Raw genomic sequence first — 24774 nt, 5'->3', positions numbered from 1 at the left:
GGTTATTTTTTGTAGAAAGCGTGTTTAAAATTCCGCAAAAAGCTGGAGGGATTTACAGTGGTTTCAATTATTTTCATACAAAATATTGCATCCGAATTCCTTGGCTATTTTCTCCGCTTCCTTAATATCCTCTTCGCTGCCTATCGACCAGCCTCCTTTTAAAATGCCGTTAACGTATATCTCCACTCTCTCTTTCTTAAATATCATTAATTTATCTTGCCGTTGTTTCATTTGATTTACCTGCCGCATGACGGCTTCGTCGGGATTTATACCCATAACCTTGAGGGCAATTAAAAGACACGACAGTGCATCTTCAAGTTCCCGCTTGGCTTTTGCCGTTTCACCCCTTAAAAGTGCTTTAAGGGATTCGGCAACTTCCTCGTTTAGGTGGCTTATGGCTTCCTTAGGGTCCGCTGTCTCGTATTTTCTGTTTTCCCATATCAGGTTCATAGCCTCCTGAAGTTCCATTCCTAAACTCCTCTCCCGGGAAATGATAATACTCGTTTTTTTTATTTTAACAAATAAATAAGGCCCAGTCTACTTTGGCTGGACCACCATGGGCTCGTGATTTTTTTTCAATACTGATTTTAACTGATCCAGTATTTGCGGAGCTGCATCTATAACCCTCTCCCACATTGCGTCTTGATATACCGGCAGTAGTCTAACCTGTCCCTGCCCTACCACCATAAAAGCAACGGGTTGCACCGAAACACCCGCTCCGCTGCCGCCTCCAAAAGGCATTTTCTGCGGTTCCTGATTTTTATCTTTATCCTGACCGTCTTTTACCGGCATCTCGCTCCCCCCTGCAGCAAAACCAAAGGTGACCCGAGATACCGGGATAATAACATTGCCGTCCGGGGTTTCCACGGCATCTCCTATTATGGTGTTGACATTTACCATGTCCTTTATGCTTTCCATGGCCGTTTTCATGAGGTTTTCAATAGGATGTCCGTCCATCTCGCTTTCGCTCCCTCACCTTTTTTGTGCTTCAACCTTGATGTCAGCAATAATAGCCCTGCGATAATAATATGACCTATTCTTGCATTTATTATACTTTCTAAATACAGCTCCGTAGTTGGATTTTCGTTAAAATCCGGCTGTATATCCAGCGAAAAACAGGAATTATACAGGCCAAAAAAGCGATATAATACAAAATGAGCTAGGCCCCAAATCATCCCTGCGGATATGCCGGTAAGAGCAGGATCACCGAATCCGTATTTTATTCGAAGCGTTATTTTTTTTTATTTTGGCGATTTTAAAAATATAGCGCAGTATTCTTTGGGACGTCATAGAATGATTATTTGACGTCGATTTTGCGGCTCCCCTTCTGGTACCTGAAGAGATTAACGAATTCCTCTGTATTACTATAAGTCCTAAAATCGATATTTTTATATATATTCTTTTTTGTGAATCTTTCCAGCTGAAAATTATATTGTAGGATACGGGAATAAACACAATAAGCAAAACGGTTAAGCCGATTACTAATAAAACCAGCACTTTAATCCCCTTATTTTACGCTTAATTCGAGTTTGGTCAATTCCTCAATAGAGTTCAAGCCGAAGTATTCCAGGCAATACTGAGTGGTGCCGTATAAAATGGGCCGTCCCGGCGCCTCCAGGCGTCCCATTTCGCATATAAGATTCTTTTCTAATAAGCTGTTTAGGGTTTTTTCCACATTAACGCCTCTTATCGCTTCAATTTCGGTTTTCGTTATCGGCTGCTTGAACATTATTATCGCCAGGGTTTCCAGAGCAGCCCTGGAAAGCTGGCTTTTTACCCTGGGTTTAAATATCGTTTCAATATAAGGATAAATGTCGGGCTTGGTAGTTAATCTAACCTTTTCACCCACCTCAGATATCATGATTCCTCTTTTTTTTGAATTATATTCCTGTTTCATGTCATTTATCAGGCGCATAACTTCCTCTTTTGGGGCTTCCAGTGCCTTTACCAGATCTTCTACCGCCACCGGGTCGCCGGCGGAAAACAATATACCCTCCAAAATCCCCATAGCCCGTTCTCTGTCCATCAGGCTTCCTCCTTTAAAACGACCGTTATCTCGCCGAATACCTCGTTCTGATACGCTTTTATTTTGTTTAATTTTATCAGCTCAAGTACTGCAAGAAAGGTAACTATTAGTTCTAGTTTAGAAGCATTTTCCCTGAACAATTCCTTAAAAGATACCTTTTTTCTCCTGGAAATTATTCCATAAACCTGTTCTATTTTTACATTCAGGGGCAAAGGTTCCTTTAATATCTTCCGGGGATTTAGATTTTCGGTAAGCTTCTGATTCTTTATAATTCGTGAAAAGGCGGATATTAGATCGTCAAAGGTTATCTTCGAGAGGACAAAATCATCTTCCCATAAAAAGGATAAATCCTCCGGTTTGCGCTTGAAAATCCTGCTCTCATTCTCCTCTTTTTCTTTCAGAATCATTGCTATTTCTTTATATTTTTTATATTCCATCAGCCTGTCCACCAGCTCAGTCCTCGGATCCTCTTCGTCCGTTACGGCGCTTATCTCCAGCTGAACATCATCGATCTTCATAGTCGGAAGCAACATTCTGGATTTGATACTAAGTAAAGTGGCGGCCATTAGCAAAAATTCGCTGGCCAGGTTTATATCTAGTTTTTCAAGTCCTTCCAGATAGCTCAGATACTGATCCGTCAGTTCCGATATGGGTATATCGTAAATGTTAATCTGGTTCTTTTCTATAAGATGGAGAAGAAGGTCCAACGGACCTTCAAAGGCTTCGAGTTTTACGTTTAACGCCACGCAATTCACCCTTTTTTGCCACTTAAAAGATCAACAAACTGGTTATAGAGTCCAAAATGTTTAAAACTACCAATATGAGGGGGTCAAGTATAATATCTATGATGTTGAAGTAAACGAGGAATATAAGGATTAATGGCCCGTAAGTCTCCAGCTGGGCAAATGTATCGCTCAAACTTCCGGGCAAAAAACCGGACAGTATCTTGGACCCATCAAGAGGGGGTAAAGGTATCAGGTTAAAAACGGCTAGGATTAAATTATAAAAGAAAAGCATCTCAATAAAGCTCGCCGAAAGTCCCGAAAAAATATCCAATTTAAGCAGTGCCAATGTTATTAAGGCGAGCAGTAAGTTCGTGAGAGGCCCTGCCATTGATGTAAGTATCATACCGGTTTTGCGGTTCCTGTAATACCCGGGGTCCACCATTACAGGTTTTGCCCATCCGAATTTAAATATCCACAACATGAGTAGTCCGATCGGGTCCAGGTGGGATAGCGGGTTTAGAGTCAATCTGCCGGTCCATTTCGGAGTAGGATCTCCTAGGGCGTAAGAGACCCTCGCGTGAGCATATTCGTGAAAAGTAATAGCGATTAAGAGGGCTGGAATTCTGATCAGCATTTCCGGACCTGAAAAATACGGCATTTTAAACATCCTTTCGCATAATATTTCCCAACAGCATTATACCATTTTTGTTTAAATGAAAAAAGTGCGCTCTCGCGCACCTAAAACTACATGACCGAAGAGATCGCTTTTTTTCCTGGTTCGAATATCTCGTTTCTGAGCAGGTCCTTGTACGTTTCCCTCTTCACTACCAGCCGGGCAATGCCGTCCCTTACGAAAACCACCGCTGGTCGCGGTATCATATTGTAATTGCTAGCCATTGAGTAGTGATATGCACCCGTGCAGAAAACTGCTAGAATATCCCCAGTGCTCACCCTCGGTAATTTTATGTCCCAAATGAGCATATCACCGGATTCGCAGCACTTGCCTGCTATCGAAACAGTCTCTTCTACAGGCATGCCGGCCTTATTGGCCAGAACCGCTGAGTATCTTGCACCGTAGAGGGCCGGCCTTATATTGTCGCTTATTCCTCCATCCACACTGACGTATTTCCTCACACCTGGAATATCCTTTATGGCTCCAATAGTATAGAGAGTAATCCCAGCAGGCCCCACAATAGCCCTTCCCGGCTCTACCAGTATCCTGGGAACGGCCACGTTCAGTTCCCGGGCCCATCGCTTCACCGATTCCACCAATGTCATCAGGTATTCTCGCGGATGGAGTGGTTTATCTTCCTCGGTATATTTTACTCCAAACCCGCCTCCAAAATCGAGCTGCCTTATTCCATGCCCGAACCGTGATTTAACCGATTTCACAAATTTCATCATGAGTTCCGCCGCCAATTCAAAGGGCTCTGTTTCAAATATTTGTGATCCTATGTGGCAGTGGAATCCTACCAGCCTTACGCCCTTAATCCCGAGGGCTCTGTCTACTGCCATCATCGCCTGACCGTTTTCAAGGCCGAAACCAAATTTGGAGTCCAGCTGTCCGGTCTTTATATAGTCGTGGGTATGGGCCTCTATCCCCGGGGATATGCGTAACAATATATTCACCCTGTGACGCAGCTTTTTTGTAAGATCGTTTAGCATTTCCATCTCATGAAAATTGTCAACGACTATATGCCCTACATTATAATCGATAGCCATTTTCAATTCCTCGTAGGACTTGTTGTTACCGTGAAAGTATATCTTCTCTGCGGGAAACCCGGCTTTAATCGCCACATATAGTTCTCCACCAGAAACCACATCGAGATATAGTCCTTCCTGTTCCACTATCCTGCACATGTTCATGGTCAAAAAGGCCTTTCCCGCATAGATCACACCGCTGTCTGGGTGTAGGGAATTGAGTGTTTCTCTATAAAGCCTGCAATTTTGCCTTATGTGGGACTCATCCATAACGTAAAGGGGCGTCCCGAATTCCCTTGCAAGGTCTACAGCGTCGCATCCGCATATTTCCAGATGCCCCTTGCTGTTAATGCTGATGTTGCCGACCAGCATCTTATTTTGCTCCTTTCATAAATGAAAAAATAAAACCGTAGATATTCACCGTATTGTAAAATAAAAAGACAACCGCAGATATTTGCCGGCTGTCTCGCTCTCCTCTAGGCAAATACCTCCTCTCTCCCCAAGAATGAAGTAGCGCTTCACCAAAAAACCGGGGAAGTTTTTTGGTGACAGTCCTATACCTGTTCGATATAGGCCCAGCACAATCCTACGAGAATCGGATTGCACTTCGGCGACGACCCCTTTCCCCATGCATCTTCGGCCTCTCGCGCCTCTACAAGGGTACTCTTGGTCTGTCGCGCCTCTACCTCAACTCATTCCGAGATGAGGTATTCGTATTTTTTGGTTAACTATAACACACGCTTTAGTCCATTGTCAATAGAAAAAATATTTCATCAGGTCTCGAGTTTCTCTAGGATGCTTATCATTATGGCTTTAAGCAGTGCCGTTGCCGGTACTGCGAGGATTAGCCCCCAGACTCCGAAAAAAGTTCCTCCTATCAACAAAGAAAGGATAACCGTAATCGGATGCAACCCCAGGTTTTCACCCACAATGTGGGGAGATATTATACCGCTTTCCACCTGCTGTATTAAAGCAAAGGCTAAAACCACCCACGGCACTTTACCGGGTTCTTTCAGTAAAGCTATGGCAACCGCCGGTACAGCTCCTATTACGGGCCCAAAGTATGGAATTATGTTCGTTATCCCCGCAAGAATGCCTATCAGTAGAGCAAAATCTATCCCCAGGCTGTAGAGAGCCAAGCTCGTCAATATCCCTACAATCAGGCTTACGGTTAACTGTCCTCTTACGTAACGTCCCAGCGTGGAATCTACTTTTCGCACCCAATGAAAAACACGATCACGATGTTCGGCAGGAATGTACCTGGTCATGCTGTTTTTCAACCTATCGAGGTCTTTCAGTATATAAAAACCAAGTATCGGTCCCAGGATGAAGCTGAACAGCCCTGAAAACCAGCCCAGCAGTATGCTCACCAGGTTTTGTAAAAGATCCAGCAGTATGCTCTCCATTTGATCAATATTCCTGTCTATAACTTCCTGGATTCCCGCAGGTAAGCTGCTCATATAGTTTTTCCTGAACTCATATACAAAATACTGAACTTCCCTGGCATAAAAGGGGACCGCATCAATCAGTAGGTTCAGCTCTGTTATAATTACCGGTACTAGGTAAATCATGGCCACCGCCAGGGAACATAAGAGTATGAAGTATATTAGTGCCACGGCTACGTTTCTCTTAAAGCCCTTTGCCGTTAAGAATAAGACCACCGGGTTAAGGGTATAGGCGATCAATATACCGACTCCAAAGGGAAGCAATACATTAGAAAGTTTGTTCCTCACCCTGTAAATGAGAATCGCCAGCAAAATTAGAACGGTAAATAAAAAAAGCCGGTATATAAATATCCGGTCATGAAAGAATTTAACGCGCATTTCCCATCACTCTCTATCTTTTACCTTTTTGAGCATTCCCTCGGTCTTCTTTTTTAAGCACCTGGAAATTTTAGAAAGCTTTTTACCTGCTCGCACCGCCGATGAAGGGCCGAATAGTATCGTCATCAAAGTACCGGCTAAAATGCCTGCAAAAAGCCCACCCATAAATCCGGACCTCATGATGAATTACCTCCGTTTATCACATCTCGAATAAGAAAAATAAACAACACACTACATCAATCTCGATAACGTATCTAACAAATTCTTAAAACTCTTCCTTTAGCCTTATTATTTCCTTATTTATAGCTTTATATTTATTAATCCACCTTTTTTGTTCGCCATGGAAGCTCAGGTGATTCAAAAAATAAAGTGGCTGCTTCCACATTTTTAAGCAGCCACTTTTTCGATAAAGCTTTCGGATTACAAGCTATAAGCTTTGCGAAAACCTTCGTGAATGGCATCCATGAACCTTCTCGGCTTGACACAGTCGCCAATGGAGTACAAAGGTATACCCTCAGCTTCGATTAGCTTTAATAAATCATCCTTAGGCTTCGATCCCACCGCAATTACGACTGTATCTATACCCGATATTTCTGTTATGCCATTTTCACCTTCTATAATGACTCTGTCCCCTGATATCTCTTTGACTTTACTCTTTGTCAATATTTTAATTTTCTTTTCAGCCATTCGATTTAGTAACAAACCTCTTGTCGGGGCCCCAACATCTGCCGCTACCTCGTCCAATATATCCACAACCGTAACCTCTTTTCCACGATCAGCTAAAAATTCTGCGGTTTCACAACCTACCATTCCACCGCCAATAACAACTACTTTCTTACCCACATTAGCCGAATCTCTAAGAACATCATGCGCTGTGATGACATTTTCTTGAACAATGCCAGGAATTTCAGGAATTACCGGTTCAGCTCCTGTGGCTACGATTACCACATCAGGTTTAATCTCTTGAATTGTCTTCAAATCTGCTTCCTTGCCCTTTACAATTATAGCGCCAGATTTTTCTACCTGATTGATAAGAAAATCAGCCAAATCATTTATCTCTTCTTTGTGAGGTGGTACGGCAGCAATTTGCATCTGCCCACCCAATTCGTCTTCTCTTTCATAAAGAATCACTTCATGCCCTCGTAAAGCTGCCACTCTGGCTGCTTCCAATCCACCAGGTCCACCACCGATTACTAACACCTTTTTCATTTTATTCGCTGGACTTCCCACATCAAATTCGGTTTCATGCCCGGTTAACGCATTTGAAATGCAGGAAATATCAAGGTCTTGGAACAAGCGATCAACACAGCCCTGATTGCAGCCAATGCATTTTCTTATTTCTTGAATCCTGCCTTCAGATACTTTTTTAGGCAGTTCTGGATCTGCTAATAACGCCCTCCCCATAGACACTAAATCAGCCTTGCCTTCCTGAATAACTTGTTCAGCCATAACCGGATCTTTGATCCTACCGACAGCAATTACAGGTACCTTCCCATTTATTGCTTTCTTTATAGCTGCCGCATTTTCTACAAAACAGCCTTGGGAAATAGCGGCGGGTTGAATAATCATTGCCGAGGATTCATAAACTCCACCCGAAACGTGCAAAGCATTAATTCCTGCTTCTACCAATTTCCGGGCAAATACTTTAGTGTCTTCAATTGTAAGTCCTCCGGTGACGTATTCTTCAGCACTAATGCGGTATATAATTGGAAAATCTGCTCCGACTTCTTCCCTCACTCTCTTAACAACTTCTAACGGAAACCTCATCCTGTTCTCAAAAGTCCCACCGTATTCGTCAGTTCGTTTATTGCTATACGGCGATAAAAATTGATTAATTAGGTAACCATGAGCGCCGTGAATCTCTATGGCATCGAACCCCGCTTCTTTAGCGCGCCTCGCGGCTTGACCGAAGGCTTCTACCAGCTCTTTTATTTCATCTATAGATAATTCCTTAGGCGTTTCATGCTTGACCGGGCATGGAATAGGTGAAGGGGCAACTACACTCATTCCAGTAACTTTCGAAGTTGTCTGCCTTCCGGCATGATAAAGTTGCACAGCGATTCGGGCGCCATACTCATGCACTGCTTCAGTTAATTCTCTAAGGCCAGCCACTAATTCATCTTTGTAAATACCAACTTGGTTCTTAAAGCCTTTACCGCTTGGATGTACATACGTAGCTTCAATAATAATTAAGCCAACTCCACCTTTTGCTCTCACCTGGTGATAAGATTTAAAGCGGTCAGTAACTGCACCATCAGCAGCAGCGTAATTTGTAACCATGGCAGGCATGACAATCCTGTTTCTAAGTTGCATTGACCCAATTTGAATTGGTTTTAAAAGCTCATTGAATTTTAAATTCATTTGAAAACCCCCTTGAGAATGTTATTCTTTTCACAAATAAGCTTTTTAAATATAATAGCTCTATCGTTTTGTTGCGTCAAGTTCGAATATATCTTTTTAGGATATTATTATTATACTCAATCACCGGTTTTTACTTTATTGCTATTTAGTGAAAAGTATTTGCAATCACAAACAAAAAATAGAGGCCTAAAAGCCTCTCTCCCTCTATCATGATATATAATATGATGATATATATAGACCATTGATACGGCCAAATTCGATTAGTTCATTTTCTCTTTTTTTCCGTAAGGTACGAGACTGCCGTCATCACTTAATTCGAAAACCATTACTTTATTTTTGTTAATTGAAAATTCCACAAAACAGTCCCAGCAATAATACTGATTGGTACCCACTTTGCCGGTAGAGTTTCCTCCGCACAAAGGACAGTTCAAGTTCTTCACCTTCTTAAACAAACTCTATCCATATTTTCTCCAAAAAAACAAAAAAATACACCTTTTTAGGGTGTATTACTGGATTCTCTCACTTATAATCCCGCCGCCCAAAACCACATCGCCGTCGTAAAACACAACCGACTGTCCTGGAGTTACAGACTTTTGAGGCTCGTCAAAAACCACCTTTACCATACCGGAATTCAAAGGCATAATTTGGGCGGGCTTTTCGTCGAAATTGTAGCGTATTTTGGCGAAAACCCGCTTTTTATCGTCCAGCACATCAAAAGCTATCCAGTTTACGTGGTCGGCGGTAAATTCCTTTGTCAAAAGGTCCTTTTCTTCGCCGACTACCACGGCATTTCTTTTACGGTCAATATCTATCACGTAAAGCGGCTTTCCGGCCGAAATTCCGAGGCCGCGCCTCTGACCAATTGTGTAAAAGGCGATCCCTTTGTGTTGTCCCAGTATTCTCCCGTTTTTATCCACAATCGGACCGGGTTTTATCCTTCCGGAGGCTTTTTCTTTTAAAAACTCTTTGTAGTCGTCGTTCACAAAGCAGATTTCTTGACTATCGGGCTTTTCAGCGACGGGTAGGCCGGCTTCCTTTGCAATATCTCGAATCTGGCTTTTTGTAAAATATCCCAAGGGCATGATCAGGTGTTCGAGCTGACCCTGTGTTAAATTGTAAAGGGCATAAGATTGATCTTTACTTTTATCTACGGCCTTTTTCAAAAGGTACCTGCCTGATGCGCTATCGTATTCTATCCTTGCGTAGTGACCGGTAGCTAGGTAATAGGCATCGACTTCCATTGCCTTCTGCAAAAGAGCCTCGAATTTGATGTACCTGTTGCATGCTATACACGGGTTCGGAGTTCTGCCCCTCAGGTATTCCTCAATAAAATACTCTATCACTTTCTGATTAAATTCTTCTTTGAAATTCAAAACGTAATACGGAATCCCGAGCTTTTCGGCCACTTTACGTGCATCATACACGGCACCTATGGAACAGCAGCCCCCTTCCCGGTAGGTATAATCTTCGGAAGGGTCCTGCCAGATCTGCATCGTTATACCTATGACTTCGTAACCCTGTTTTTTTAATAAATAAGCGCAGGTGGAGCTATCCACTCCACCGCTCATTGCAACAACTACTCTATTTTTGTTCAACGACATTTTTGCTCTCCTTTTTCTTTTTGTAATCCTCTATGGCTGCATGCAGGGCGTCGGCGGCTAAATTTGAACAGTGCATCTTGACGGGCGGCAATCCCCCCAGAGCGTCCGCCACCGCCTTGTTTGAAACCTTTAAAGCCTCTTCGATAGTCTTGCCCTTAACCATTTCAGTAACCATGCTGCTGGTGGCTATAGCAGCCCCGCAGCCGAAGGTCTTGAACTTTATGTCTTCAATTACATCATCTTTAACTTTTATATATATTTTCATCATGTCCCCGCAGACGGGATTCCCTACTTCTCCGATTCCATCCGCATCGGGTATTTCTCCCACGTTTCTGGGGTTTGTAAAATGGTCCATTACTTTTTCATTATACATCTTTCGCTACCTCCCTTCCTTGGGAAATAATGGCGACATCTGACGCAGCTTTTCTACTATGCCCGGGAGAACTTCGAGCACGTAGTCCACATCTTCCTCGGTATTATCCCTTCCTAGAGTGAGTCTCAAAGAACCGTGAGCTATTTCATGCGGCAATCCTATAGCCAGAAGAACGTGCGACGGTTCAAGGGAACCCGATGTGCAGGCGGAACCGCTGGAAGCACAGATGCCCTTCATATCCAGATTGAGCAGGAGCGATTCGCCTTCTATATACTCAAAGCATAGATTCACGTTATGAGGCAGGCGCTGGGTCGGGTGTCCGTTCAATATCACATGGGGAATTTTCTCCATAATGCCATTAATCAACTTGTCTCTCAAGTGCGATAGCTTTTTGTATTGGGCCTCGAGTTCCTGCTCGGCTAGCTCCGCAGCTTTGCCCAGGCCTACTATACCGGGAACGTTTTCCGTACCGGCCCTTCGCTTGTTCTCCTGGGCTCCTCCCGTCATGAACGGCTTGATTTTTGTGCCTTTACGGATATATAAAGCTCCTACGCCTTTGGGGCCGTATATTTTATGAGCTGAGATGCTTAAAAGGTCCACACCCAATTCGTCAACTTTTACAGGGATTTTGCCTACGGTTTGCACCGCATCGGTATGGAAATAAACCTTCTTGTCCAGCTTTTTCAAAGCTTGGCCTATTTCCGATATGGGTTCTATCGTTCCGATCTCATTGTTGGCGTGCATGATCGAAACAAGTATGGTCTCATCGGTTATGGCGTTTATCACATCTTCGACCTTTACCAAACCGTATTTGTCAACCGGGAGGTAGGTAAGTTTAAAACCCTCTTTTTCGAGGTCTTCACAGGTATGGAGTACAGCATGGTGTTCTATTGATGTTGTTATGATGTGGTTACCCCTATCTTTATTTGCATGGGCAATACCCCTGAGAGCCCAGTTGTCCGATTCGGTACCGCCGCTGGTAAAGAATATCTCCCTTGGATCGGCTCCTACAAGATGTGCTACCTTCTCTCTAGCTTCCTCAATAGCCGCCTTTGCCTCCCTACCATATGAGTATACAGTCGATGCATTACCGAATTTCTCGGTAAAATACGGGAGCATGGCTTCGAGCACTTCTTTTCTCATAGGGGTAGTACCGGCATGATCCATATATATCCTTCTCATAAACCCATCTCCTTAATTTAATTATTTTAAATATAATACATGTAATTTTGCGACTCTGCTTTGCGCTTCTCGGCTTCGTTACACATATCCTGGAGCGTTATTGAATCCATAGCAGCAATCATACTGTCTCTTATTTTCTCCCATACAATGCGCATTATACAGTTTTCGGCTTTATCACATTCCAGCGGGTCCTGTTCCAGTACGCAGTCCACAAGTCCGATAGGTCCTTCAAGAACCCTAAGTACGTCGCCTACGGTAATTTCCGCCGGCTTTTTGGCCAGCATATACCCACCCTGAGCACCCCGGACGCTTTTTACGAGCCCGGCCTTCCTTAAAATCATTATGAGCTGTTCCAGATAATGCTCGGATATATTCTGCCGATCAGCTATGCTTTTTAGGGGGATGGGACCTTCACCGTAATTGATAGCCAGGTCAAACATGGCTTTAAGTCCATACCGACCTTTTGTAGATAGTTTCAATTTAGATTCGCTCCTTAATTCCTATCGTTTTAGTTGGTTTTCTGTAAATAATATACTCCAAACACAGGTAAAAGTCAAGTAAAGAAAAAATGGCCGTTTAAAAAAACAAAAGCTTTGATTTCTCAAAGCTTCAGCTTGTAGACAAAGCCGCTTTTAGGATGCATAACCTAAAAGCGGCTTTTTGTTGAAGGCGAAGAAAATTTTTAAGAAAAACGAATGTAAAGCGGGGACTGTTGGCGGAAACGTTCCCCGTCTTTTCTTCCATAAAGCCAGCTTTTTTAAATTCATGCATGCGAAAAGAAGCGTGAGGTAATGTCCAACTTTCCTCAAGCCTCGTAGATTTGTATAGCGCATGCCATGCTTTTCCTTCGCATCGGCAAATACCCGCTCGATGGTCTGGCCGCGCATTTTGTATAGTTCTTTACCCCATTGGGTGTGTCTTATATCTTCCGCTATTTCTATGTAATGCTCCCATATATGCCGAGTTATGATTTTTGTGTAATTTTTACTTTTGGTGCACTGTAGGCGCATGGGACATTTACAGCATATTTGGGGGTTGCTCCTATATTCCCGGTATCCCGCCCGGTTGGTGGTGCTGTATTCTAATATTTGGTTGTTGGGGCATATGTAACAATCATAATATTCGTCATAGACGTATTCGCGTTTTTTAAAGTAACCATCTTTGGTCATCGGCCTCTTGTAGGGCATAACGGGAAGCGCTCCTGCCTCAATGATTTCTCTGCATATCCCGGGGGTTTTGTAGCCTGCATCAACCACTACCGCCTCTATTTTAGAAAATTTATCGTTTACTTCTTGAAATAAATCGGAGAATACCTGGCTGTCATGAACATTTCCAGGTGCTATTTTGACACCAAGGACAAAGTTGTTCCGGTCACAGGCTACAGAAGCTGTGTAGGCAAAGCAGCGCTCTTTTTCCCCTTTTTGAAACATCCCACTTTCAGGATCTGTGGTGCTTACCCTGACTTTTTTAGAGCTATTTTCTCCTTTGTTGTTATCGTCATCATCATCTTCTTCTTCAAAGGGCTTTTTACCGTTTGCTTCCCGTTCGGCGTTGATTTCTTTTAAAAGTTCTTCCTTATATTTTTGAGTCCGTTGCTTAGCGACTTTCTCGATATATTTATTCTTATTGGCACTGGCTTTTATGTGAGTAGCATCGATAAATACTGCATCTGTTTTAACAAACCCGCATTCTATTGCTTCCATCAACACCCGCTCGAATATCTTTTCAAATAGATCACTTTCCTTAAACCGCCGTTCATAGTTTTTTCCAAAAGTTGAAAAGTGAGGTATTTTTTCTTGTAATCCATAGCCTAAAAACCAACGGTAAGCTACATTGACTTCTACTTCTCTGATGGTTTGGCGCATGGAGCGGATTCCATACAATGCTTGGAGCATGAGTAGCTTAATTAACACTACCGGGTCAATACTAGGTCTTCCTGTATTTTCGCTATATAGGTCTTTTACTTCATCATAAATGAAATTAAAGTCGATGCTTTCTTCTACTGCCCTAAGGAGATGGTCTTGAGGTACTAAGCTATCGATGCTTACTAATTCTACCTGCTCTATTATTTCTCGATTTTTCTTCGTTAACATTTCATCGCCCCACAATATTTTTGTATCTTCTTTAATTTTACTAAAAAGCTGATGATTTTTGTACTAGCTTTTGCAAAAAAAGACTGTCGACAGTTACTTTGTCGACAGTCTGAAGCTTTGATTTCTCAAAGCTTCAGTTTACATACTAAATTTTCAGGTCTACATGCCGGCCATTCCGAGATTTTTCCCTATTTTTATCTTTTTCCCTTTCACGATTCTCTCTTCTGTCGGGGGTGACCTGAAGCCGTTCCGCTTTCGGAGGTAAATTTACTTTTTGCTTCATAACCCGAAGCTGTTCCTGAAATTGTGAGGCCATTATGCTTTGTCCTGCTTCACCAGCGTCTTTCAGGACTTGCTGGTTCTTAGACACCTCTGTCACTTTTGGAATAACTACCTGCAAGTCAACCGGACGCATGGCTAAAAACTCACCTGCCTTCGTACGTTCCGAATTTTATCTGACCTTCATGATTGTAAAAAGTAGCGTGTTCAACCTTATCTTTCAATTTCATACTCGCGTTGCCGATAACAATATTCACACCGGGATAAATGGCGTTATAAGCCGAAACTTTAGCTTTCACCGAACTTTTAATAATATACTGGAGTTTTTCTTTCTCTTTAATGAGATCCTCCTGCTGATGCCGGAGCATTGCTTCTGAGTCTTTCAGCTTTTTCAACATTTGAATTTTATCTGGTGTTAACGATTCTTTATTTCTCAGCTTTTCTAACACTTCAACCGCTTTCTTTATTTTTTCAAGGCTGCTTTTTATATATTCTAGGTTTTCATTAATTTCCTGAAGCTTTTTTTTGTGACTCGGGTTTATACCTACTTCAACTTCAGTATATGTAGCCATTGGGGAGCCTATGATTTTTGCAATAATTTCTTCCCCGGCTTTTGCACTGCCGCCGACCAGCTGGCCTTTTTTACCGGTTACTTCTATCCTGTTCCCTGCTGAAATATAGCTGTGCATTATCGCCTCGTAGACGATAATATTTTGCCCGGCCTCGACTGTGCTGTTTTCTATATACTTTGCCACAACATCCTGTGCGGCTTTAACAAAGCCTTTACCCATGCCCTGTATTCCTCTTTTTAATAAAACTGTCCCACCCGATATTATTTCAGCGGATTCGACGTAGCCTTCCACCTCTACGTCACCTTTGGCTTTTACTTTGTATCCACTCTTTATATTTCCATAAATCTTTACGCCACCTACGAAATCTATATTTCCGGTAGCAGGCCCTACATCTCCTCTTATCTCCATTACAGGTAAGACGCTTATCTGTCCGTCAAATATTACAGGATGCCCATCAATTCCGGAAAAAATCTTACTTTTATCTTCGGACAAAATTACATTCTTTCCTGTTCGGAATTTGACCTCTTTCCCGTCTTTTGCAGGCAGCGTTTTTCCCGTTACTGTCTTGCCCGGTACACCTTTTTCAGGGGGGATTATTTCTGCTAGCAACTGCCCTTTTGCTACATTCGTGATAAAACCGAGATCTCGAAAATCAACCCTGCCGTCTTCGGCAATTTTAGGCTTTAAATTTTTATGCACTTCAAAATAATACTTAATTTCTCCATCTCTTCCCGCTTTTGGTTCCAATCCTTTTGCAACCTGGATCCGGCTGCCAAATATACCCTTATCCAGCATCTCCTTTATTTTTTCTACGTCTATTCCATATTTAATACCCTTTTTGTTCAATTCAGATATGATATCCTCCAGACCTAGCATTTCCCCGCCTTTTGGCGGCGACAAAGAGATTACTGCACTCATCTCGTCCTTTGATATCTCGATGTTTATCTGGGAGTTAATGTTATCCTCTTTGGTATAACCAACGGATCCGCCGACACTCGCATGGGATTTTTCCACTGGCTCTAACCCCCTATTACCGGAAATAAGCTCTTTTCCTACTCAGACTACCCCTTAACCTCAAAATGGCTTTGGTATGGAGTTGTGAGATCCGGGCCGGTGACAGATTAAGGACAACGGATATTTCTTTTAAATTCAGACCCTCGTAATAGTAAAGGGCGATTACCAGTTTTTCCTTGGGTGGAAGTCTATCGATTGCTTCCCCTAGTATTCTTTTTATCTCTTCTTTTTCGACATGAGATACAGGCTCACCATTATCTTCGACCGCAACCGAAAATATTTCCTCAAGAGAAACTAAATTTGTCGCAGCTAATTCTTTATAAGTCTGGTGAAGTTCAGCTATGGTAATGTTCAACTTTCTTGCGATATCCTCATCTTTTACATTTCCATTCAATTCCTGTTCCATTTGAGAATAGGCATCTTGTAAAAGCTTAGCTTTCTCCATAGTTTTTTGAGGTATCCAATTTAACCTGCGTAACTCATCAAGCATCGCCCCTCTGATCCTGGTATAAGCAAAGGTCTCAAATCTCACTCCTTTTCCGACGTCATAGCGTTCAATGGCTTGTAGAAGCCCGATGATACCGGCACTCACCAGGTCATCGTAATCTACACAGGGCGGTAAATTTATGGCCAGACGAGCTGCTATATGCTTTACAAGAGGTATGTATTCTTCTATAAGTCTTTCCTTCAAATTTGAGTCTCCTGTATTTTTATACTCAATCCAGAGATTTTCAGCCCTGACTGCCTCCTGCACCTGACCACCTCAAATCTACAGTATTTTTATTCCATGGCCTATGGTCTTCACCGTCAGCTTGCCCGTATCACAACAAAACTCTATGGTCCTGCCGTAATTTCCTTCGACGTCTTCTGCAACTATGTCTATCTTAATCTTTGCTAGTTTCTTCTTAACTGCTTCTACGTTGCGCTTTCCTATCTTCATGATATTGTTGTCCGATTTTATTTGGAACATTTGGGCCCCACCCGCTATCTTGGCTATGAGTTTTTTAGAATTTGCTCCTGCCTTTTCAAGTTCTGCGACAAGCAGATCAATGGCTGTATCCGCAAATTTCCCCGGATTAAAATCTTTCTTGCTGCTCAGACTGCTGTCGGGAAGCATTACATGAGCCAAACCGCCTATTTTCCTGGTACTGTCGTACAACACCACTCCCACACAGGATCCCAACCCTAAAGATACGAGCAATGCAGGTGCTTTGGCCGTCTTATATTCCCCCATCCCCACGCGAATTATTTCCATCGGAAGATCTCACTCCAATTGTCTTTAAAAGTGTACTGAAAGATTTGTCATCATCGGGTATAAGGTAAAAATGAATTTTTACTCCATCCAGCCCTTCTTCGAATTCGGTTTCCATTAAAAAAGCTGTGTCTCCCATGCAGCCGTAAAGGCTTAAGGGAAAACTCAGTATGGCACCGGCCATATCTATGGCGAGACTGGGTACAGAAATCCTTAAAGCCAGCTTTGTAAAATCGGAGAGAGCTGCTATAAAAGCACTGGCAATTATGTTCCCAATTTCTTTCAAGGCTGATTCTTCCATAGCCGTCAGTTCCAGCGTTTCTTTCGATTCGTGGAGTATAATTTTTAGTAAATTTGTTGTATCACCGGCCTGCATAATGAATAAAATATTAAAGCCTAGGTCTCCTTCCACTCTTAAAAAAATCCCAGTAACCAGATTCTCAGGCCCACCTACTGATTTTGATACTTCGTCAAAGGGTAACACCTTTATTTCCGGTATTTTCATCTGTACCTTTTGAGATAACAGCATCGACAGAGCTGTCGCAGCGTTTCCAGCCCCTATGTTTCCGACTTCCTTCAGGGCATCCAGCTCAAAAGTAGAAAACATACTTATCGAACCTCACATTATGGCCCTCTGCTGGGGCTCTCCGGGCCTTAATATTTTTTCAAGATTTAATATTATAAGCAGCCTGTCGTTTAATTTGCCCACCCCTTCTAAAAACTCGGAATTGATGTTTCCCGCAACGGAGGTTGAGGGTTCGATAGCTTCCTGAGGCAGCTGTATAACCTCCGTAGCGGAATCCACAATCATTCCCACAGTTAAATCATCTACCATAACTATAATGATTCTCGTATCACCGGTAATTTCGAGCGGGGGTAGGTCGAATCTCTTCCTCAGGTCTATTACCGGAACTATTTCACCCCTCAGGTTTATAACTCCTTCCACATAATGCGGCGCTTTCGGAACCCTGGTTATAGGCATCATCCGCTCGATCGTATTCACCTGCAGTATATCCACCCCATATTCTTCCTGCCCCAGTCTAAATACCACAAACTGGCGAACTTCCTCCATGGCACGAACCCCCTTTAAATCAAAGCATTGATATCTAGAATCAGTGCAACCTGACCGTCGCCCAAAATTGTAGCGCCGGCTATAAATCTTATGTTTTTCAAAAAGTTGCCCAGTGACTTAATGACTATCTCCTGTTCTCCCAGCAGAGAGTCGACTATTAATCCTACGTCTTTCTCTCCTTTTTTTACAATAACCACCGTGAGATTTTCATTTTTCAGACAGTTATCAGGTATGTCAAGCATCTCGTGCAATCTCAAAACTGGAATTACATTTCCCCTCAGTAGTATCACTTCGTGTTTATGTACTTTTTTAAGTTCCGTATTAGGTATAATTACTATTTCTTTAATTGCACTCAAAGGTATGGCGTATTTTTCCTGACCCAGCTGGACCATTAGAGCCTGGATTATGGCGAGAGTCAAAGGCAGCCGTATAGAAAAGGTCGTACCCTCATCTTTCGCGGTCTTAATTTCTACAGAACCACCCAGGGATTCGATTTTAGTCTTGACAACATCCAGCCCTACTCCTCTTCCCGAAATGTCCGTCACTCTCTCACTGGTGCTGAATCCGGATTCAAATAGGAAACTCAGGATTTCAATTTCCTTTAATTTTTTTACCTGGGATTTATCTACCATGTTTTTTTCCTGGGCTTTTTTCAATACTTTTTCCACATCGATGCCGCGCCCGTCATCGGATACCTCTATTACAACATTATTGCCGTCGTGAAAGGCCTTCAACTTTAATGTGCCTTCTCTGGGTTTGCCTTTTTTTAACCTTTCCGATGGCGTTTCGATTCCGTGATCCAAGGCGTTTCTTATCAGATGTATCAGTGGGTCACCTATTTCATCTATAACCGTCCGGTCCAGTTCGGTTTCAGCACCCTCAATTACCAGCTTGACTTCTTTGTTCAGTTCTCTTGACAGATCGCGTACCACCCTTGGGAACCGGTTAAAAACATTTTCAATGGGTACCATCCTTACCTTCATGACCGCGTCGTGGAGGTTTGAAGTTATTCTTTCCAGATATTCTAAGGCTTCTTTTCTTTTTTGCCCCTGTTCGGTTAAATTATCCAGCTCTTCTAAACGTGTTTTTATAATTATAAGCTCGCTGACAAGGTTCATAAGATTATCCAGTCTTTCGATATCCACTCTCAGCGTCTTGCTGGTATTTCTGATCCTGTTTGTCTCTTTTGGGCTTTCTTTGACAGAGGACGTTTCCCTTGCAACCGTCAGCTTTTTCTGGAAATTTCCCAAATTAATTTCCCTTACATTAACCGATTTTAACTCTGACACAGAATTAACCGCATTTAAGAGGTCTTCTTCCGATCTGGAAGATATTATGTAAATGTAAAATTCTTTATCAAATTTTTCGTCTTCAATATCTTGAATGTGAGGTTTTGTCTTTATTATTTCTCCCAGATTCTCTAGAGTTTTGAACACCAGGAAAGCCCGTGCGGATTTAAGAAGACAGTTTTCTTCCAGTTCCACGTGTAATTCCCATGTTTTTAAGTTTTTATTAGCCGCTTCTTCCATCAGTCGAAGTTCAAATTCATTAAAACCTGTATCATCTTTTCCTTCCGACTCGTCCGCAGCTTTGCTGTCATTAGACGTATTAGACATAACTTTTTTTATTTCGGCTATGGCAGGCCGGATGTCGGTTTCTCCTTCCCATCCTTCTTTAGAAATCTGTTCTGTCATTTCCTGGAGCATATCTACGCACTTCAAGAGTACATCTATAATGGTGTTTGTGATCGATAAACTTCCGTTCCTTATTTCATGCAGCAGGTCTTCCATTTCATGGGTCAACTCGGATATTTTATTAAAACCCATTGTACCCGCCATGCCTTTCAGCGTGTGAGCTGACCTGAAAATTTCATCCAAAATTTCCTGGCTTGGCTCGCTCTCGAGAGCTAAAAGACCATTATTCAGATTCTGAATATGTTCATTTGCTTCTTCCAGAAATACATTCAAGTACCGATTATCCACTTTATATATTCACCTCCTGGCTGTAAAATTTATCTAAATGCAACCTTTTTTACGTAATTTTCTTTGTTCGCTTAAAACGAATTTTATGATTTCGTCCCTTATATGCTCCTCTATATCGATGAATTGTACCCCCATATTATACGGACTAATGCGCCTACCAGGATCTTTGGTTATCCTAACGACTTTTGCTTTCAAATTGAGTTCTTTCGAGTCTAGCTGCAATTTTATCTCAACGATCTGCCCTTTCTCTATTTCCTTTCTGAAATATATCATCGCTCCGCTGGCACTCAAATCGATTACATAAGCATTTATCCAGTTTTCTGTCCCTTCAGGTCTAATCTTTACGTTCAAAGAGACCTGTAACCTGAAATAACCCCTTCTCTGGTTTTTTTCCGGAGGTCCCAGCAGTTCGACCGCTATAATCGGAATCGGAGCATATTTTTTGTCCACAACTCTAGCTTTTACGAAATAAAAGCTAGAGTTTTTTGCGTAGTAAATTCTGACAAGCTCATCGGATTTCAGGAAAAAAAGCTTCCCCTCAAAAAAGGGCATTCCCAGCAAAATCCTGTCACCGTCAAAATCCTCCACTTTTGTGGGAAGTGTTATATTCTGATCATCCCTAATTACCTCGATCTCGACTTTCATTCCTACTTCCAAATGCATATTTTTCATAGACTTAGAAACCCCCGTTTTTTACTTCCTCATAAATGATAAAAATTTTTTTATCCAGCCCCCGACCGTTTGCTCTCTAACAGGAAAATCGAGTTCACCCTCAAGTAGTCTCCTACCGATATTCATCACGCATTTCGATGGAAGGCTACTTGGAAATCTTACATAAAAAGGGACTTGTTCCATATTTGAACGAAAAACCGTTTTATCCTCTAGTATAAAACCTAAATAATTTATGGAGGTGCTCAAGAACTTTAAAGAAGCATTCGTTAACCTTTGAGCTGTTGCCTCTGCGGTTTTGAAATTATCGGCTTTATTGACGACAAGATGTATTTTTTCGACATCCTTGTGAACCAATTTGATAACTGCATATGCATCGGTCAACGAAGTGGGTTCCGGCGTTGTTACCACAACAACCTCTTTCGAAGCGCGGACGAGGCTCATAACGTTTTTAGATATACCTGCACCGGTATCGATAACTATAATATCTAGGGGCAGATCTATATTATTAAAGGCCTTGATCAGTCCGTCGATTTCGGTCTGCGACAGATTGGCGAGATTATAAAGTCCTGAAGCGCCGGGGATTATCTTTATTCCTCCGGGTCCATCTAAAATGATGTCATTTATAGATTTCTGACCTGCTAACACATGAAATAAGTTAAACTTAGGATTTAGCCCCATTAAAAGATCGACATTTGCAAGCCCAAGATCGGCGTCAATTAATAGGACGCTCTTACCCATTTCCTGCAGCGCAATGGATACGTTAACCGAAAAATTAGTTTTTCCCACTCCACCCTTACCACTGGTCACTGCTATAACCCTAACCGAATTTGAAACCTTTACCTGATGAACCCGTCTTTTCTCCAAGCTCCGCAGTTTACTGGCCTGATCGTTCATCGATCGCTTCCCTCCAGGATGAGATCTGCTATTTTGGCAGCCGAGGCAACCTCTATATCGTCTGGAACGTTTTGACCAACCGTAAGGTATGAGGGACTGCAGTTTGTAGAATAAATAGCATTCAATATTAGTCCGTAGGTTCTGGTTTCATCAAGTTTGGTAAAGATAAGTTTTTGATAATTTATTTCCTTGTAATTCTCCAGAATTTCGTAAATATCCCCTGTTCTGGTTGTAGCACTTATTACCATATGGGTTTCTGTTGGCTTTATATTTTCTATCAAACCCTTAATTTTTTTGATCTGCATTTTATTCCTGGGGCTTGTACCCATAGTGTCGATCAAAATTAGGTCGTAACCGGAAAGCTTCTTCAATAAAATCGGGGCTTCTTTTGGTTCAAATATTACTTCTACCGGAATTTCAAGAAGGTCCCCATAGGTCTTCAGCTGCTCAACAGCACCAACCCGGTAAGTGTCGGCAGTAACTAGGGCAACTTTTTTTCCCTGGTTTAGCGTATAAAAAGCAGCGAGTTTTGCTATCGTGGTAGTTTTTCCAACTCCGGTCGGACCTACAAACACGATTTTGGATGGTTCGCTTTCCAAAAATTTTATTGGCTCCGTGGGCTTTATTATTGATATAATCTGGTTTTTTAAATAAGTCTTGGCCGCATTTTCGTCAAAGTTTTCACCGGGAAAATCTCGTTTTAAACCATCGATAAACTTATCTATTAAATCCTTATCTATTTCCATCAATTTAAGCCTTTGGTATATTTCACCCAGTGGTGACGGTAAGTCCGGCAAGGGTTTTTCTATATGTACACCTCGGGAGTACAGATTTTTCAGCATATCTTTTACTTCGTTTATCTCGTTTTTTATATCTTCCAGTTTTTCTTGGCTGTTTTCCCTTTTAGGTACCGAGTATATCACGGGGTTTGACATTGGTTTTGCCGTTGCGTTTACGTCACAGGCGGCTATTACTTCAACTTTGGTCTTGGAAAGAAATCCCAGAATCCCGCCCTTTTTAATCTGCCTTGTCTGAAGAATTATTGCATCTTTTCCAAGCTCACTTTTTACTTTGTAAAGCGCTTCCTGTATGTTATCTGCTATGTAAGTCTTAATCCTCATTTACACTTTCACCGTCCCCACTGACCTTACTTCTACATTTGGATCTATCTCCCCGTAAGACAGCACCGGTATATGTGGTAGGCTGGTTTCTATAATTTTTCTAAAATGTCTCCTGACAAGGGGATTGGTCAGAACAATAGGCTGCATCCCGCGCCTTGTGACCTGATTGATGTTGTCTATCAACGAGCTTATCATTTTTTGAACAGTAGCCGGATCGATCGAGATGTACACACCGTTCTCCGTCTGGGTAACCGAGTTTGAAATGAGCTCCTCTACATTCTTGTCAAGGGTTATTACATGAGCCTTTTTATCGGGAATAAACCGGCTGGTTATAACTCTTTTCAACCGCTGCCTTACGTATTCCGTCAGGACATCGGTATCTTTGGTTATGTTAGAGTAGTCACCTAGTGTCTCCAGTATCGTAACCATATCTCTTATTGGTACATTTTCTCTGAGTAGATTTGACAGCACCTTTTGGATTTCACCGAGGGTCAAAACTTTTGGCACTAGTTCTTCGACAAGAGAAGGATATTGCTCTTTTATATTATCCAGGATATTCTTCACTTCCTGCCTTCCGATCAGCTCGTGGGCATAGGCTTTTATTATCTCTGTCAGATGGGTGGCTATAACCGATGAAGAGTCCACTACAGTGTACCCAAGTATTTCAGCTTTTTCTTTTTTATCGCTAGTAATCCACTTCGCCGGTAATCCGAAAGCGGGTTCCCGGGTATCAATACCGTCTATTTCTATAGGCCCACCGGTAGGATTCATCACCAGGTAGTGGTCAACTTTCAGTTCCCCTCTTGCTGCTTCTACACCTTTTATTTTTATAACGTACTCATTGGGCTTTAATTGGATATTGTCTCTCAATCTCACCATCGGAACTATCATGCCCAGATCCAGCGCACACTGGCGCCTTATCATAATCACCCTGTCCAGCAGGTCCCCTCCCTGGTTTACATCGGCAAGGGGTATTATGTTGTAGCCGAATTCTACTTCGATAGGATCTACCTGCAACAATGACAGTATGTTCTCCGGCTTTCTGATTTCTTCCAGTTCCTTTTCTTTGCGCATTTCCTGCTCCTTCAAATTTTCCCGCTGGGATATCCTCTGTATGGACAAACCCATGTATCCGAATATTCCCGCAAGGGCCAGAAATGGAATATGCGGCAGACCGGGAATTACCGCGAAAAAGGCTAGCACACCGGCGGCTATCAGCAGGATCTTCGGGTAGGAAGTAAGCTGTTTTATGAGACCTTCCCCCATATTCCCTTCGCTGGCCGCTTTTGTCACTATGATGCCTGTAGCTGTAGATACAAGCAGTGCAGGTATCTGGCTTACCAGTCCGTCCCCAACGGTAAGAAGGACGTATCTGTTTAATGCGGTCATTGCGTCGAGGCCCTGGAAGACCATCCCCGTAATCAATCCACCAATGATGTTTATGGCCGTTATAATAATTCCTGCTATGGCATCGCCTTTTACAAACTTACTGGCACCATCCATAGCCCCGTAAAAATCCGCTTCCAGCTGAATTTCCATTCGGCGCTGTCTGGCTTCGGCTTCAGTGATAAGACCGGAATTAAGGTCTGCATCGATGCTCATCTGCTTGCCGGGCATTGCATCCAAAGTAAATCTTGCAGCCACTTCGGCGACTCTTTCAGCGCCGCGCGTAATAACCATGAATTGAATGATAACTATGATGAGGAAAATTATAAATCCTACCAGCACGTTGCCCTTGACCACGAAATTTCCGAAAGCCTCAATAACCTGACCGGCATAACCTTCTAACAATATCAGACGGGTTGAAGATATATTGAGAGCAAGTCTGAACAGCGTAGCCATCAGCAGTAAAGATGGGAATATGGAAAAGCTAAGAGGTTTCTCCGTATTCATGGCTACCAGCAGAATTACCAGGGAAAATGTTATATTAAATGAGAGCAGTATATCAAGTAACCCCGAAGGTAAAGGTATTACCATCATAACGATAACCAGAACCACAAAAAAAGCTACAGCCACATCGTAGGATTTCAA

26 protein-coding genes and 1 riboswitch are annotated in these 24774 nt (G+C 42.4%); all 26 genes read right to left on the bottom strand.

Annotation, left to right across the window (positions count from 1 at the left end; genetic code table 11):
• Positions 1–63: 63 nt before the first annotated feature.
• The 26 genes from TOCE_RS05690 to flhA all read right to left on the bottom strand — a co-directional run bounded on the left by TOCE_RS05690 (position 64) and on the right by flhA (position 24774).
• Complete coding sequence (locus TOCE_RS05690; protein WP_013275943.1) at positions 64–468, bottom strand: hypothetical protein; 405 nt, start codon at positions 466–468, stop codon at positions 64–66.
• A gap of 69 nt (positions 469–537) precedes the next feature.
• Positions 538–957 carry a GerW family sporulation protein gene (gene ytfJ / locus TOCE_RS05685; protein ID WP_013275942.1) on the bottom strand — a complete coding sequence of 140 codons (420 nt, stop codon included), beginning with the start codon at positions 955–957 and terminating at the stop codon, positions 538–540.
• The gene (locus tag TOCE_RS12915) at positions 927–1223 is read right to left on the bottom strand and encodes a DUF2953 domain-containing protein (RefSeq protein WP_425358477.1); all 297 of its coding nucleotides are present in this window, start codon (positions 1221–1223) and stop codon (positions 927–929) included. Before TOCE_RS12915 ends, ytfJ begins: the two co-directional genes overlap by 31 nt.
• Before the next feature lie 284 nt (positions 1224–1507).
• On the bottom strand, positions 1508–2026 hold the full coding sequence (gene scpB, locus TOCE_RS05675) for an SMC-Scp complex subunit ScpB (RefSeq protein WP_013275940.1): 519 nt from the start codon (positions 2024–2026) through the stop codon (positions 1508–1510).
• Entirely contained in the window at positions 2026–2772 is a 747-nt protein-coding gene (locus TOCE_RS05670) for a segregation and condensation protein A (RefSeq protein WP_013275939.1), read from the bottom strand. The genes scpB and TOCE_RS05670 overlap by 1 nt, the downstream gene beginning before the upstream one ends.
• Before the next feature lie 22 nt (positions 2773–2794).
• The gene (locus TOCE_RS05665; protein WP_013275938.1) at positions 2795–3409 is read right to left on the bottom strand and encodes a site-2 protease family protein; all 615 of its coding nucleotides are present in this window, start codon (positions 3407–3409) and stop codon (positions 2795–2797) included.
• A gap of 86 nt (positions 3410–3495) precedes the next feature.
• Positions 3496–4824, bottom strand: a complete 1329-nt coding sequence (gene lysA, locus TOCE_RS05660) for a diaminopimelate decarboxylase (protein WP_013275937.1) — start codon at positions 4822–4824, stop codon at positions 3496–3498.
• Between the two features lie 131 nt (positions 4825–4955).
• Positions 4956–5145, bottom strand: a riboswitch (Lysine riboswitch).
• An 80-nt stretch (positions 5146–5225) separates the two neighbouring features.
• The gene (locus tag TOCE_RS05650) at positions 5226–6275 is read right to left on the bottom strand and encodes an AI-2E family transporter (protein WP_013275936.1); all 1050 of its coding nucleotides are present in this window, start codon (positions 6273–6275) and stop codon (positions 5226–5228) included.
• Between the two features lie 6 nt (positions 6276–6281).
• On the bottom strand, positions 6282–6455 hold the full coding sequence (locus TOCE_RS12100) for a YtxH domain-containing protein (RefSeq protein ID WP_013275935.1): 174 nt from the start codon (positions 6453–6455) through the stop codon (positions 6282–6284).
• Between the two features lie 240 nt (positions 6456–6695).
• Complete coding sequence (locus TOCE_RS05645; RefSeq protein WP_013275934.1) at positions 6696–8636, bottom strand: oxidoreductase; 1941 nt, start codon at positions 8634–8636, stop codon at positions 6696–6698.
• 506 nt (positions 8637–9142) lie between these two features.
• Positions 9143–10231, bottom strand: coding sequence for a tRNA 2-thiouridine(34) synthase MnmA (mnmA, locus tag TOCE_RS05640; protein WP_187286595.1), 1089 nt, complete (start codon positions 10229–10231; stop codon positions 9143–9145).
• Positions 10218–10610, bottom strand: coding sequence for a Fe-S cluster assembly scaffold protein NifU (nifU, locus tag TOCE_RS05635; protein ID WP_013275931.1), 393 nt, complete (start codon positions 10608–10610; stop codon positions 10218–10220). The genes mnmA and nifU overlap by 14 nt, the downstream gene beginning before the upstream one ends.
• Before the next feature lie 6 nt (positions 10611–10616).
• Entirely contained in the window at positions 10617–11792 is a 1176-nt protein-coding gene (gene nifS, locus TOCE_RS05630) for a cysteine desulfurase NifS (RefSeq protein ID WP_013275930.1), read from the bottom strand.
• Between the two features lie 26 nt (positions 11793–11818).
• Positions 11819–12271: an RrF2 family transcriptional regulator gene (locus tag TOCE_RS05625; RefSeq protein WP_013275929.1), complete on the bottom strand. Its 453-nt coding sequence runs from the start codon at positions 12269–12271 to the stop codon at positions 11819–11821.
• 153 nt (positions 12272–12424) lie between these two features.
• The gene (locus TOCE_RS05620; protein ID WP_425358462.1) at positions 12425–13885 is read right to left on the bottom strand and encodes an IS1182 family transposase; all 1461 of its coding nucleotides are present in this window, start codon (positions 13883–13885) and stop codon (positions 12425–12427) included.
• Between the two features lie 145 nt (positions 13886–14030).
• Positions 14031–14300, bottom strand: coding sequence for a hypothetical protein (locus tag TOCE_RS05615; RefSeq protein ID WP_013275928.1), 270 nt, complete (start codon positions 14298–14300; stop codon positions 14031–14033).
• A gap of 10 nt (positions 14301–14310) precedes the next feature.
• The gene (locus TOCE_RS05610; protein WP_013275927.1) at positions 14311–15750 is read right to left on the bottom strand and encodes a flagellar assembly protein A; all 1440 of its coding nucleotides are present in this window, start codon (positions 15748–15750) and stop codon (positions 14311–14313) included.
• Between the two features lie 16 nt (positions 15751–15766).
• The gene (locus TOCE_RS05605) at positions 15767–16504 is read right to left on the bottom strand and encodes a FliA/WhiG family RNA polymerase sigma factor (RefSeq protein ID WP_013275926.1); all 738 of its coding nucleotides are present in this window, start codon (positions 16502–16504) and stop codon (positions 15767–15769) included.
• 15 nt (positions 16505–16519) lie between these two features.
• Positions 16520–17005 (bottom strand): chemotaxis protein CheD, encoded by a 486-nt coding sequence (locus TOCE_RS05600; RefSeq protein WP_013275925.1) that lies wholly within the window; start codon positions 17003–17005, stop codon positions 16520–16522.
• Positions 16971–17609, bottom strand: a complete 639-nt coding sequence (locus TOCE_RS05595; protein ID WP_013275924.1) for a chemotaxis protein CheC — start codon at positions 17607–17609, stop codon at positions 16971–16973. The genes TOCE_RS05600 and TOCE_RS05595 overlap by 35 nt, the downstream gene beginning before the upstream one ends.
• Positions 17610–17621: 12 nt before the next feature.
• Entirely contained in the window at positions 17622–18074 is a 453-nt protein-coding gene (locus TOCE_RS05590; protein WP_013275923.1) for a chemotaxis protein CheW, read from the bottom strand.
• A 14-nt stretch (positions 18075–18088) separates the two neighbouring features.
• Entirely contained in the window at positions 18089–20056 is a 1968-nt protein-coding gene (locus tag TOCE_RS05585; protein ID WP_013275922.1) for a chemotaxis protein CheA, read from the bottom strand.
• Between the two features lie 33 nt (positions 20057–20089).
• The gene (locus tag TOCE_RS05580) at positions 20090–20728 is read right to left on the bottom strand and encodes a flagellar brake protein (protein WP_013275921.1); all 639 of its coding nucleotides are present in this window, start codon (positions 20726–20728) and stop codon (positions 20090–20092) included.
• Between the two features lie 21 nt (positions 20729–20749).
• On the bottom strand, positions 20750–21622 hold the full coding sequence (locus TOCE_RS05575; RefSeq protein WP_013275920.1) for a MinD/ParA family protein: 873 nt from the start codon (positions 21620–21622) through the stop codon (positions 20750–20752).
• Positions 21619–22743 carry a flagellar biosynthesis GTPase FlhF gene (gene flhF, locus TOCE_RS05570; protein ID WP_013275919.1) on the bottom strand — a complete coding sequence of 375 codons (1125 nt, stop codon included), beginning with the start codon at positions 22741–22743 and terminating at the stop codon, positions 21619–21621. Before flhF ends, TOCE_RS05575 begins: the two co-directional genes overlap by 4 nt.
• Complete coding sequence (flhA, locus tag TOCE_RS05565) at positions 22744–24774, bottom strand: flagellar biosynthesis protein FlhA (RefSeq protein WP_013275918.1); 2031 nt, start codon at positions 24772–24774, stop codon at positions 22744–22746.

The sequence above is a fragment of the Thermosediminibacter oceani DSM 16646 genome (assembly GCF_000144645.1).
GTDB lineage: Bacteria > Bacillota > Thermosediminibacteria > Thermosediminibacterales > Thermosediminibacteraceae > Thermosediminibacter > Thermosediminibacter oceani.
Note: the sequence above shows the minus strand (reverse complement) of the source record. Positions and strands in the feature narration are given on the sequence as shown.